The sequence below is a fragment of the Alcaligenes sp. YSL9 genome (genome assembly GCF_030515105.1).
GTDB lineage: Bacteria > Pseudomonadota > Gammaproteobacteria > Burkholderiales > Burkholderiaceae_B > Alcaligenes > Alcaligenes phenolicus.
This window is the reverse complement of sequence record NZ_JALXJU010000004.1, coordinates 211,433-224,530: the sequence shown is the minus strand read 5'-3', so window position 1 is coordinate 224,530 and position 13,098 is coordinate 211,433. Positions and strand designations below refer to the sequence as shown.

The following is a 13,098-nucleotide window of genomic DNA, read 5'->3' as shown; positions in this document are numbered from 1 at the left end:
TTGAAGTAGTAGCAGGCAGTGTGCAGGTCAGGTATTTTTTTTGATTTAAATAGTTGACTTGTATAATATTTATTAATAAATATACTATGCTCAGAAGCATGTATTCAGACCATACGGACATATCATGAATATCGTATGTATTGGCGGAGGCCCAGCCGGCTTGTATTTCGGTTTGCTGATGAAGTTGCAGAACCCTCAGAACGAGGTTTTTGTTGTCGAGCGCAACCGACCGTACGACACCTTTGGCTGGGGTGTGGTGTTCTCGGACGCGACCATGGAAAACCTGCGTGAAGCTGACCCTGTGTCCGCGCAGACCATCGGTGATGCGTTCAACCACTGGGACGACATTGAGTGCCATTTCAAGGGTAGCGCCGTGCGCTCCAGCGGTCATGGCTTTATCGGGATTGGTCGCAAGAAATTGCTGAACATCCTGCAGGCTCGCTGTGAAGAAGTGGGCGTCAAGCTGGTGTTCGAGACCGTGGTCACGGACGAAGCTGAACTGGCCCGCAAGTACAACGCCGATATCCTGATTGCTTCTGACGGCATCAACAGCGCCATTCGTACCCGCTACGAAGACGTGTTCCAGCCCGATATCGACACCCGTAACTGCCGCTTTGTGTGGCTGGGTACGGAAAAAGTGTTCGACGCCTTCAACTTCATTTTTGTTGAAACCGAGCACGGCTGGTTCCAGGCTCACGCCTACCGCTTCCAGGATGGCCTGTCCACGTTCATCGTGGAAACGCCTGAAGAGACCTGGCAGAAAGCCGGTATTGGCGAAATGTCGCAGGAAGAGGCCATTGCTTACTGCGAGAAGCTGTTTGCCGACCACCTGGATGGCAACAAGCTGATCAGTAACGCGACTCACCTGCGCGGTTCGGCCATCTGGATCCGCTTCCCACGCGTTATCTGCAACAAGTGGGTGCACTGGCAAGATTACGGCACCGGCAAGAAGGTTCCTGTGGTGCTGATGGGCGATGCCGCTCACACCGCTCACTTCTCCATCGGTTCTGGCACCAAGCTGGCTCTGGAAGATGCCATTACGCTGGCCCAGCACATGGACCACGAGTCCATGGAAGAGGCCCTGAAAGATTACGAAGCCGCTCGTAGCGTGGACGTATTGCGCATTCAGAACGCCGCCCGCAACTCGACCGAATGGTTCGAGAACGTGGCCCGTTACGCCAATATGAAGCCCGAGCAGTTCACCTACTCCATGCTGACCCGTTCGCAGCGCATCTCGCACGAGAACATGCGTATGCGTGACGCGGCCTGGCTGGAAAAATACGAGCGCTGGATGGCGACCGAAGCTGGCATGAAGCTGGCCGACGGTGAAAAGGCCCCCTCGCCCATGTTCACGCCCTTCAAGCTGCGCGACATGCAGTTGAAGAACCGTGTCGTGCTCTCGCCCACGCTGATGTACAGCGCCAAGGACGGCATGCCCGGTGCCACACACCAGGTGCATTACGGCAGCCGCGCCATGGGTGGCGCTGGCCTGATCATGGCTGAAATGACGGCCGTGACGCCTGAAGGTCGTGTCACTCCCGGTTGTACCGGTCTGTGGAACGACGAGCAGGCCAATGCCTGGAAACCTGTGGTGGCTTTCGCCCACGAACAGGGTGCCAAGATCGGTGTGCAACTGGGCCACGCTGGCCGTCGCGGTTCGACGCAGCTGGGTTGGGAAAAAGCCAATCAGCCGCTGGCTGAAGGCAACTGGCCTGTGGTGTCGGCTTCCGCCCTGCCTTACCAGGCTGGCGTCACTGCCGTGCCTGCCGAGATCACCCGTGCCCAGATGGACGAAATTCGTGACGCCTTTGTGGCCGCCGCCAAGCGCGCTGACCAGGCTGGCTTTGACTGCATCGAATTGCAAGCCGCCCACGGTTACCTCTTGTCCAGCTTCATCTCGCCGCTGACTAATCAGCGTAGTGATGAATTTGGTGGTAGTCTGGAAAATCGCATGGCTTACCCGCTGGAAGTGTTTGCCGCTATCCGTGCCGTCTGGCCAGAGAACAAGCCCATCATGGTGCGTATCTCGGCAACAGACTGGGCCGAAGGTGGCAACACGGCGGACGACGGTGTGGAAATTGCCCGCCTGTTCAAGCAAGCCGGTGCCGATCTGATCGACGTGTCCTCGGGTGAAGTGGTGCTGGAGCAGCAGCCAATTTACGGCCGCATGTACCAGACGCCATTCTCCGACCGTATCCGTAACGAAGCCGGTATCGCCACCATGGCGGTGGGTTCGATCATGGAAGCGGATCACGCCAACAGCATTATTGCTGCAGGCCGTGCTGACCTGTGCGCCCTGTCGCGAGGCTTTCTGGCCGACGCGAACTGGCCACAACGTCAGGCTGCGGAGCTGGGTTACACCGACCTGGCCTGGCCCGTTCAGTACGAATGGGGCAAGGACTGGTTGCAGCGCCAAATCAAACGTGCGCCAGTGGCCCAGGACGGCCCTGCCAAGTCATAAAACACGAAAGGAGACAGCATCATGTCGGAAGAACGTTTTGACACCCACCGCGAAAGCGTGCTCGGTCGTGCAGATGTTGAGGACACGCCCGAATTGGTGAAGTACTACCAGGATTTGACTCAGTTTGAGGCCGGTGCCCTGTGGACCGTGGCCAACAAGATCGAGCCCTGGGAGCCCAAGTCCGAATCCGTGCCTGTGGTCTGGCGCTACCGCGACCTGCGCGATTACGTGTTGCGTTCGGTGGATCTGGTCAGCCCTGAAAAGGCCGGTCGTCGTGTGATTTACCTGAACAACCCCGGTCGCCAGGAAGTTTCGGCGGCGGTGGGCTGGCTGTACTCCGGTTTGCAGGTCATGAAACCGGGTGAAGCGGCTTCCGCACATGCGCACTCCTCCTCGGCCCTGCGTTTCATCATGGAAGGCCGCGGTGCCTACACCATCGTGGACGGCCACAAGATGACCTTGGGCGCCAACGACTTCGTGCTGACGCCTAACGGTTGCTGGCACGAGCACGGTGTGGAAGCTGACGGCCTGCCTTGCATCTGGCAAGACGGTCTGGACATTCCGCTGGTCAACGCCCTGGAAGCCGGTTTCTACGCGGTTCACCCGGATCTGACCCAGGCCATTACGCACCCCGTCAACGACGCGGTGGGTATCTGGGGTGGTCGTGGTCTGAAGCCCACCTTGCACGACTGGCAAAAACCGTACTCGCCCCTGCTCAAGTACGAGTGGGAGCCCACCTACGAAGCCTTGTCGGCCTACGCCAAGGTAACGGACGGCAGCCCCTTTGATGGCGTCATCATGGACTACATCAACCCGCTGACCGGCGGCCCTGTCATGGCCACCATTGGTGCCAGCATGCAGATGCTGCGCCCCGGTGAACACACCAAGGCCCACCGTCACACCGGCAGCATTATTTACCAATGCGCCAAGGGTGAAGGTTATTCCATCATCAATGGCAAACGCTTTGACTGGCGCGAACGCGACATTTTCTGCGTACCATCCTGGATGTTCCATGAGCACGTGAACGGCTCCTCGTCTGACGACGCTTGCCTGTTCTCGTTCCATGACCTGCCCGTGATGCGCGCCCTGAATCTGTACCGCGAAGAAGCGCTGGCAGAGAACGGCGGCCATCAGGTCCTGCTGTAAGACTACTTGTTTAACTTATTTGGACGGCCTGCCAAGGCGGGCCGACCCGATTTATTCAAGCCATCTGCACAAGATGGCCCAATCTGGAGATAGAAATGCGTCTTGTAACGTACCGTAGTGAAGTTGCTGCCGCTGGCCGCTTGGGTGCCATTGTGGGTGATTTGGTGGTTGACCTGGGTTACCTGGGCGACGCCACAGGCCACATGCTGCCTGACAATATGCTCGATTTCATCGACCTGGGCCCAGCCGCTGTGACCTCCACGGCTCGCTTGCTGGAAACCTACGCCGACGATATGCCTTTTGGTGTGGCGCTGCCTCTGGCCAACGTCAAGCTGTTGGCTCCTATCCCACGCCCACGCAAGAACATCTTTGGTATCGGCCTGAACTACGTGGAACACGTGGCCGAATCCAGCCGTACTCTGGACACCTCCAAAGAGCTGCCCAAGCAGCCCGTGATTTTCTCCAAGCCACCAACCACTGTGGTTGGCCCTGGCGATGCCATCGAGCACAACAAGAACATCACTCAGCAAATGGACTGGGAAGTGGAACTGGCCGTGATCATGGGCACCCGTGCTCAGCGCGTGGCCAAAGAAGACGCCCTGAAGTACGTGTTCGGTTACTCCGTCATGATCGACGTGAGCGCCCGCGACTGCCGTCGTGCCGGTCAGTGGATCTACTCCAAAGGCCAGGACACCTACGCTCCTTTCGGCCCCGTGATCGTGACCGCTGACGAGCTGACCGACCCGCACAACCTGAACCTGAGCCTGACTCTGAACGGTGTGACCAAGCAAAGCTCCAACACCAAGCACATGCTGTTCAACGTGAACGACCTGATCGCTGACATCAGTGCCGGTATCACGCTGGAACCCGGTGACATCATCGCTACCGGTACCCCAGAAGGCGTGGGCGCTGGCCGTGATCCTCAAGAGTGGATGTGGCCTGGTGACGTAGTGCACGCTGTGGTTGAAGGCATTGGCGAACTGCGCCACCCCATCGTGGACGTCACCCCCCAAAACTAAGTAAAGGAGAGCATGATGCTGGAATTGCGTCAGTTCAAGGCCGCCGCCGTTCAGGCAGCGCCCGTGTTCCTGGATACGAATGCGACTATTGAAAAAGTATGTCGCCTGATCAACGAAGCGGCCGATAACGGTGCCGAGCTGATCGCCTTCCCCGAAGTGTTTGTATCTGGCTACCCCTACTGGAGCTGGGTGATGAACCCGATCGACGGTAGCCCGTGGTTCGAGCGCCTGTGCAAATCGGCCATCGAAGTGCCCGGTCCCGAGATCCAGAAGGTTGCGCAGGTTTGTCGCCAGCGCAAGGTCAACGTGGTGTTGGGTGTGAACGAGCGCAGTCCCGTTGGCATCGGCACCATTTACAACACGCTGGTCACCATCGGCGCTGACGGTCGCATTCTGGGCCGTCACCGCAAACTGGTTCCCACCTGGGCTGAAAAGCTGACCTGGGCCAACGGCGATGCGTCCTCGATGCGCGTGCATGACACCACTATTGGCCCTCTGGGTGCCTTGGCTTGCGGTGAAAACACCAACACGCTGGCTCGTTTCAGCCTTTTGTCGCAAGGTGAACTGGTACACGTTGCCAGCTACATCGCCTTGCCCGTGGCACCGAAAGACTACGACATGGCTGAAGCGATTCGCCTGCGTGCTGCTGCTCACTGCTTTGAAGGTAAGGTGTTTACGGTTGTGGCTTGCTCGACGGTTTCCGAGGAAATCATCGAAGCCATGTCGGCCAGCCATCCTGAAGCACGTGATCTGCTGGCTCGTCCCAACAGCGCGTTCTCGGGCATTATTGGCCCCGATGGCCGCGTTCAGGGCGAAGCACTGATCGACAAGGAAGGCATTGCCTACGCCGACATCGATTTGTCGCGCTGCATCCAGCCGCGTCAAATGCACGACATCACTGGTCACTACAACCGTTTTGACGTGTTTGACCTGCGTGTGAACCGCAAGGCATTGACGCCCGCCCGCTTTTACGAAGGCGACGCAGCGTCCCAGCCAGACCTGAATCCTGCCGAGTTCTCCGTTCTGGACGACAAGGAAGTGTAAGAAGGTTCAAGACGGTCCCTTTCCCCCAGTGGATTGGGGCCGTTTTTTGACGGGTCTCTTTGCTCAAGCGACCTGCTCAAAAAAACCGCCGTGGCCTTGCCGCAGCGGTCCAAGATGCAAGCTGCCTTTGTAAAGAAGGCGGTGCCGGGCCTGAAGGAGCGGGCTGTTTTAACGGCTGGTCCCTATCCTGCGCCATGCAGGGCAGGCAACGATAACGACGACATAAGACCCAAGTAGGAGATGAAATGAGCGACACGAACCCATTGGCAGCCTTTATCCAGGCGATCGACAGCAAGCAGGTCCGTTTTGTGGATCTGACCCAGACTCTGTCTCCCAGCTTCCCCGCCTTGCAACTGCCTCCCCAATTTGGCCAGACTGCCGGTTTCTCGATTGAGCGCATCAGCCAATACGACGAAAACGGTCCAGGCTGGTACTGGAACAACTTCACCTGTGGCGAACACACCGGTACCCACTTTGACGCGCCTGCGCACTGGATTTCCGGCAAGGACCATCCAGACAACACGGTCGACACTATTCCAGTCGACAACTTCCTGCGCCCTGCCGTGGTGGTTGATGCTTCTGCTGAAGTGGCCCAGAACGAAGACTTCATTTTGACCTCCGAGTTCCTGTTGAACTGGGAAGCCAAGCATGGCCGTATCCCTGAAGGCGCCTGGGTGCTGTTTCGCACCGACTGGTCCAAACGCGTGAATGACGCCGAGGCCTTCCTGAACATGCGTGAAGACGGTGCTCACACGCCTGGCCCAGCTCAGGAAGCGGTAGAGTGGATGATTCACGAGCGCAAGGTTCACGGTTTTGGCGTTGAAACCATCAACACTGACGCTGGCCAATCCTACTCCTGGCCTATTGGCTACCCTTGCCACACCCTGATGCACGGTGCCAACCGCTACGGTCTGCAGTGCTTGTGCAACCTGGATCAGCTGCCCCCTCAAGGTGCACTGATCATGTCGGCCCCTCTGAAGATTGAAGGCGGTTCCGGCAGCCCATTGCGAGTGGTCGCACTGGTTGCTCAGTAAGTAGAAAACGGTGGGGAAGTGGCAGAACTGTGTACCATGCGGTTCTGCTGTTTTCTCACCTAGTGGTTTTCCATTATATTCGGCAGTATATATTTATCCGTAAACTATTCATCAATAAAATAAATTCACAAAAGAATGAATAGAGATCCAGCCATACAGCCAGTCTTGGTGTCAGGCAGCCGGTTTTAGCGGAGACAGTAGACGAGCCTTACGCAGCCTTTTTCAGGTTACGCGATACCGTCCCATTGCCCCCTGCGGCGCTACATCATGCCACGGCTTGGCCTTTTTGGCTGGGTAATTGATGTAGTCATGCTCAATGGTAGGCACATGATGGATACTTTTGAACTCGTTATCCGGGACATCCAGAACGCATCCCCGCTGATTCGCAGTTTTACGCTAGAGCCTGCCCAGGCCGGTTCCCTGCCCGCGTTTGCGCCGGGTTCGCACCTGCAGGTACAGATTCCTGATCTGAACGATCACCGCTGCTATTCCCTGATTTCGCTGGACGCCGACACGGCACAGGGCCCGACCTGTTACCGTCTGGGCGTGCGCCTGGAAGACAACAGCTCGGGTGGTTCGCGCTTCATGCACAGCCTGAAAGTAGGCGATACGCTGCGCGTGGCTGGTCCCAAGAATGATTTCCCCTTGCATGCTGCCGCTGAAGGCGAAACCGAAACCGTGCTGATTGCCGGTGGTATCGGTATCACCCCCATTGCCAGCATGGCCGCTGCCTTGCATCACCAGGGCCGCCCTTATCAGCTGCACTATGCCGGTCGCAGCGTGGAACAACTGGCTTTTCTGGATGAGCTGAGCGCCCTGTCCGGCCCGGCCTTGCGCCACTACGCGGACGACAGCGAAGGCCGTTTCTGCCTGAATACCCTGCTCGACGGTCTGTCCAAAGACCAGCACATTTACGTCTGCGGCCCCAAAGGCATGATTGATGCCGTGATCGAAGCCTGCAAGCAACGTGGCTGGCCTAGCGACCATGTGCACTTCGAGCTGTTTGTGACGGCTGCTCCCCAGGAAGGTGACCAGCCTTTTGAAGTGGAACTGCGCCAAAGCGGCGTGACCCTGCAAATTCCCGCGGACAAGACCATTGTGGACGTGATGGAAGAGCAGGGCCTGGACCCCATGATCGACTGCAAGCGCGGCGAGTGCGGCGTCTGTACCTGTGATGTGATCGAAGGCGAGGTTGACCACCGCGACTACTTCCTGAGCGACTCGGAAAAAGCCAGCAACAAGGTCATCCAGATCTGTATTTCCCGCGCCAAGACCCCGCGTCTGGTGCTGGATCTATAAGCCCAAGGGCGACGGAGAACATGATGGAAAAGTATCGTGATAATCCCCAGGCCATCCGCGAATTGGTACGCGAGGCCGAGGTCCACAAGGATTTGTACATCAACCAGGAGCTGTTTGAACTGGAGATGGAGCAGTTGTTCGTCAATACCTGGGTCTACGTTGGCCATGCCAGCCAGGTGCCCAATAAAGGCGACTTCTACACCACGACGGTCGGTACGGAGTCCGTCATCATGGTGCGCCATACCGACGACAGCATCCGTGTGCTCTACAACCGTTGCCCACACAAAGGTGTGCAAGTGGCGGGCGAGACCTGTGGCAACACGGGCAAATTCTTCCGTTGCCCCTACCACGCTTGGACGTTCAAGACGGACGGCTCCCTGTTGTCCATTCCGTTGAAAAAAGGCTACGAGAACACCGGCTTTGAATGCACCGAAGGCAGCAAGGGCATGGCTGCGGTACAGAACGTCAAGGTGTACCGCGATTTCGTGTTCTGTCGCCTGGCCGATGAAGGCATTGGCTTTGAGGAATTCTTTGGCGAGTCTCTGAGCACCATCGACAATATGGTGGATCGCTCCCCCGAAGGCCGTCTGGAAGTGGCCGGTGGCGTGATGCGTTACATGCACCAGTGCAACTGGAAAATGCTGGTTGATAACCAGACCGATACCTGTCACCCCATGGTGGCGCACGAGTCCTCGGCGGGTACTGCTGTGAAAGCCTGGGAAGCGGCCCCTCCGGGTACGCCCAAGCCCATGGCTGTTGAATTGTTTGCCCCCTTCATGTCGCCTTACGAGTTCTACGAAGGCATGGGCATTCGCGTGTGGGAAAACGGTCACGGCCATACCGGCGTGAGCAATTCCATTCACGCTGATTACTCCGAAATTCCGGGTTACTGGGACCAGATGGTCGAAGCCTACGGTGAGGAGCGCGCCAAAGCCATTTTGGGCGATACGCGTCACAACACTTGCTACTTCCCCAACATCATGGTCAAGGGCCCGATCCAGACCTTGCGTTTGTTCAAGCCGCTGGCCGCTGACAAAACCCTGGTGGAATCCTGGACCTTCCGCCTGGTGGGTGCACCCGACACCTTCCTGGAACGCACCCTGATGTACAACCGCCTGATCAACGCACCGACCTCCATGGTCGGTCACGATGACCTGGAAATGTACGAGCGTGCCCAGCACGGTTTGCAGTCGCGTGGTCGCGACTGGATGAACCTGGCCCGTCTGGTGGAAAAAGATGAAGACCAGCAAAAGAACGTGGTGATCAACGGCACCAGCGAAATGCAGATGCGCGCCCAGTTCCGCGCCTGGTTGAAGTTCATGCTGCCCGAGCAGCAGGCCAAGAAAGAAGAGGAATAACCATGAGCGAAATCAGCCGTCAGGCCCTTATCGATTTTGTGTATGCGGAAGCCCGCCTGCTGGATGAACAGCGCTACGAGCAATGGCTCGACCTGTTCACCGAGGATGGCTACTACTGGATGCCGCTGGTGCACGATCAGCAGGACGCCCGCTTGCATGCGTCCCTGATGCACGAGGACAAGCTCTTGCTGCGTATCCGTGTGGAACGTCTGGCAGGCCGCCGTACCTTTTCCCAGCAGCCCAAGAGCCGCAGCCATCACCTGCTCCAGCAACCCACTGTGGAAAGCATGGACGAGGAAAAAGGCGAATACACCGTGCGTTGCGCCTTCCATTACACGGAAACGCGTGGCGACAACCAAGATATCTATGTGGGTTGGAATACCTACACCCTGGTGCGCCAGGACGACGCTTTGAAGATCCGTCTGAAACGGGTGGATCTGCTCAATTGCGACGCGCCTTTCGGCAATATCCAGTTGTTTATGTGATAGGACAGGAGAATTTTTGATGGCCAACACCACGGTCTACCAGGCTTTTCGAGACACCGCCCAGAAATGGGGCGACAAGCCCTTTGTATGTACCCTGCCTGAGACCGCCGAGATCTACGGTATTGAAGCGGGCGAGCTGACTTACGGTCAGGCTCTGGAGCGTATCGACGCCTTGCGCGCCGGCTACGCCGCTGCTGGCTACGGCCACGGCCACCGCGTCGGCATCCTGCTGGAGAACCGCCCCGTGTTCTTCCTGCACTGGTTCGCACTGAACAGCCTGGGCGTGTCGATTGTGCCAATCAATCCTGATTTGCGCGCTGCCGAGCTGGAATACCTGATCGGCCATTCGGAAATGATCATGGCCATCGCCCTGCCCAGCCGTCACCAGGATCTGGTGGAAGCGGCTCAGCGTGCTGGTCAGCCTTTTGCCATCATGGCCGATGGCGATGTGCCTCCTATGGTGGAGCGCGCCGCCTCCCGTTCCTGTGACATTCCTGATGAAAACAGCGAATGTGCCTTGCTGTACACCTCCGGCACCACAGGCCGCCCCAAGGGCTGCATGCTGGCTAACCAGTACTTCCATTATGCTGGCGAGTGGTACCGCGACATTGGTGGTCTGGCTTCGCTGGAGCATGGCAAAGAGCGCATGCTGACTCCGCTGCCCCTGTTCCACATGAATGCGATGGCCTGCTCGACTATGGCCATGATCAAGACCGGCGGCTGCCTGATCTCCCTGGACCGTTTCCACCCACGTAGCTGGTGGGATTCGGTGCGCGAGTCCGGCGCAACCGTGGTGCATTACCTGGGTGTGATGCCTGCCATCCTGATGAAGGCCGAGGCCAGCGAAAAAGACCGTCAACACAGCGTGCGCTTTGGTTTTGGCGCCGGCGTGGACCGTGGTCTGCATCCTATCTTTGAAGAACGCTTTGGTTTCCCCCTGCTGGAAGCCTGGGCCATGACGGAAACCGGCGCGGGTGCCAGCATCATCGCCAATCACGAGCCCCGCTTTATCGGCACCTCCTGCTTTGGCAAGGAAATGCCCGTGGTGGAAGTGCTGTTGCGCAAGGACGATGGCGAACCCGCTCAAGCCGGTGAAAACGGCGAATTGCTGGTGCGCTCGGCCGGTGACAACCCACGCTACGGCTTTTTCTCCGGCTACTGGAAAGACCCGGCAGCAACCGACGAAGCCTGGGAAGGCGGCTGGTTCCACACGGGCGACATTGTGTGCCGTGACGAACAAGGCTATCTGCACTTTGTGGACCGCAAAAAGAATGTGATCCGTCGCAGTGGCGAGAACATCGCTGCCGTGGAAGTGGAAAACATCATGCAGCAGCACCCGCTGGTGCGCTCCATTGCCGTGGCCGCCGTGCCCGACGCCATCCGTGGCGACGAAGTGATGGCGCTGGTGGTGCCGCACAACCCAATTGAAACCCAGGAACAGCGCGAACAGGCTGCCCAGGAAATGGTGCAGTGGGGCCTGACCCAGCTGGCCTATTTCAAGGTGCCCGGCTACGTTCTGTTTGTGGATGCTTTGCCGCTGACTTCGACCAACAAGATCCAGCGCGGTGAACTGAAAACGGTTGCTCTGGCTGCGTTGGAGAACCCGGCCTGCGTGAACACGAATCACCTGAAAAAACGTCAGGAGGCCTGAGCCCATGGCCCTGCCGCAAGCAGCCCGCCAGGGCTATGACGATGTGGTGCTGGTCGCTCCGGTGACCATTCCCTACGAACGCCATTCCGAGCAGACCGCGCATTGGTGGCTGGGTGCGGCATTGGGCCAGTTGCTGACCCAATCCGGCCTGAAAAAAGCCGACGTCGATGGCGTGTGCGTATCCAGCTTCACGCTGGGTTCGGATAGTGCCGTCGGTGTGATGCAGCATTTTCAGATGAGCCCACGCTGGCTGGACCACATCCCTATGGGTGGAGCCAGCGGTGTGGTGGCCATGCGCCGTGCGGCTCGTGCCGTGCAGTGTGGCGATGCGTCCATCGTGGCGTGTATTGCGGGCGATACCAATCACCGTGAGTCCTTCAAGAACACGGTGTCGGGCTTCTCGCGTTTCTCGCAGGATGCCGTCTACCCATACGGTGCCGGTGGCCCCAACGCCAGCTTTGCGCTGCTGACGGACTACTACATGCGTCACTACGGTGCCACGCGTGAAGACTTCGGCAAGCTGTGCGTCGCCCAGCGCGATAATGCGTTGCGCAATCCGCATGCCCTGATGAAAAAACCGCTGACGCTGGAACAGTACATGGAGGCGCGCGTCATTGCCGACCCCATCCACTTGTTTGACTGCGTGATGCCGTGTGCTGGAGCCGAAGGCTATCTGGTCATGCGTCGTGAACAGGCCGAAGCACTGGGCCTGCCTTATGTGCGTATCCGTTCTACCATCGAGCGTCACAACGCTTTCCCTGAAGACCCTGTGCAGCATCGCGGTGGCTGGGCCATGGACAAGGATGCGTTCTACGAACATGCGGGCCTCACCCCGGCAGACGTGGATTTCATGGAAACCTACGATGACTACCCCGTCATCAACGTCCTGCAGTTTGAAGACCTGGGATTCTGCGCCAAGGGCGAAGGCCCGGAGTTCATCCGCAAGAACACTTTTACGGTGGACGGCAGCTTTCCCTTCAATACCAGCGGCGGACAGCTATCGGTAGGCCAGGCCGGTGCAGCAGGCGGCTACCTGGGACTGGTTCAGGCCTTGCGCCAATTGACGGATACCGCAGGCGACACGCAAGTGGCCAATGCCCGCATAGGCCTGGTGTCCGGCTTTGGCATGATTAATTACGACCGCGGCATTTGTACTGCTGCGGCCTTGCTGGAACGGGGGCAGTGATGAGCGACACCCAAATCTTGCCACCGGGTGCACGCAGCGCCACGGCAGCCGGACTGACCGAAGCCGCCCAACGCGGCGAATTCGCCCTGCAAGTGTGCCCGTCCTGCGGCACGGTGCAGTATCCCGCCCGCGATGTGTGCGGCCATTGCTTGCACACGACGCTGAACTGGCAGGCCGTTGCCGACACGGGTGTTCTGCAGGCCACGACCACCTTGCATCACAGCAATGAACCCTACTTTCAGGCACGACTGCCCTGGCGTATCGGCACAGTTGCCCTGGATTGCGGCCCTTTTGCCATCGCCCACTTGCCCGAAGGCGGGCAGGCGGACGAGAAAGTGCGCCTGAGTCTGGAGCTGGATGCTGGCGGCGTAGCCGTGCTGGTGGCGCGCCCTGCGCCCTGAATTTGCCTGGAGAC

Annotated in this window: 11 protein-coding genes; all 11 read left to right on the top strand. The window is 58.5% G+C overall.

Annotated features, from left to right (window positions below; genetic code table 11):
• The first annotated feature begins 124 nt into the window (after positions 1–124).
• The 11 genes from M2Q46_RS17520 (at position 125) to M2Q46_RS17470 (ending at position 13,084) form a co-directional block, all read left to right on the top strand.
• Positions 125–2,461, top strand: coding sequence for a bifunctional salicylyl-CoA 5-hydroxylase/oxidoreductase (locus tag M2Q46_RS17520; RefSeq protein WP_302357741.1), 2,337 nt, complete (start codon positions 125–127; stop codon positions 2,459–2,461).
• A 21-nt stretch (positions 2,462–2,482) separates the two neighbouring features.
• Positions 2,483–3,607, top strand: coding sequence for a cupin domain-containing protein (locus M2Q46_RS17515; RefSeq protein ID WP_009463821.1), 1,125 nt, complete (start codon positions 2,483–2,485; stop codon positions 3,605–3,607).
• Between the two features lie 95 nt (positions 3,608–3,702).
• Positions 3,703–4,626 (top strand): fumarylacetoacetate hydrolase family protein, encoded by a 924-nt coding sequence (locus tag M2Q46_RS17510; RefSeq protein WP_009463820.1) that lies wholly within the window; start codon positions 3,703–3,705, stop codon positions 4,624–4,626.
• Positions 4,627–4,641: 15 nt separating this feature from the next.
• Positions 4,642–5,670, top strand: coding sequence for a carbon-nitrogen hydrolase family protein (locus tag M2Q46_RS17505; RefSeq protein ID WP_042484948.1), 1,029 nt, complete (start codon positions 4,642–4,644; stop codon positions 5,668–5,670).
• A 245-nt stretch (positions 5,671–5,915) separates the two neighbouring features.
• Positions 5,916–6,704: a cyclase family protein gene (locus M2Q46_RS17500; RefSeq protein ID WP_088451603.1), complete on the top strand. Its 789-nt coding sequence runs from the start codon at positions 5,916–5,918 to the stop codon at positions 6,702–6,704.
• Between the two features lie 330 nt (positions 6,705–7,034).
• Complete coding sequence (locus M2Q46_RS17495) at positions 7,035–8,003, top strand: PDR/VanB family oxidoreductase (protein WP_083055294.1); 969 nt, start codon at positions 7,035–7,037, stop codon at positions 8,001–8,003.
• 23 nt (positions 8,004–8,026) lie between these two features.
• Positions 8,027–9,361, top strand: coding sequence for an aromatic ring-hydroxylating dioxygenase subunit alpha (locus tag M2Q46_RS17490; protein ID WP_009463816.1), 1,335 nt, complete (start codon positions 8,027–8,029; stop codon positions 9,359–9,361).
• A 2-nt stretch (positions 9,362–9,363) separates the two neighbouring features.
• On the top strand, positions 9,364–9,846 hold the full coding sequence (locus M2Q46_RS17485; protein ID WP_009463815.1) for an aromatic-ring-hydroxylating dioxygenase subunit beta: 483 nt from the start codon (positions 9,364–9,366) through the stop codon (positions 9,844–9,846).
• A gap of 19 nt (positions 9,847–9,865) precedes the next feature.
• Entirely contained in the window at positions 9,866–11,497 is a 1,632-nt protein-coding gene (locus M2Q46_RS17480) for an AMP-binding protein (RefSeq protein WP_088451599.1), read from the top strand.
• A 4-nt stretch (positions 11,498–11,501) separates the two neighbouring features.
• On the top strand, positions 11,502–12,683 hold the full coding sequence (locus tag M2Q46_RS17475) for a thiolase family protein (RefSeq protein ID WP_239054948.1): 1,182 nt from the start codon (positions 11,502–11,504) through the stop codon (positions 12,681–12,683).
• Positions 12,683–13,084: a Zn-ribbon domain-containing OB-fold protein gene (locus M2Q46_RS17470; RefSeq protein ID WP_026483927.1), complete on the top strand. Its 402-nt coding sequence runs from the start codon at positions 12,683–12,685 to the stop codon at positions 13,082–13,084. The genes M2Q46_RS17475 and M2Q46_RS17470 overlap by 1 nt, the downstream gene beginning before the upstream one ends.
• The last annotated feature ends 14 nt before the right edge of the window (positions 13,085–13,098 follow it).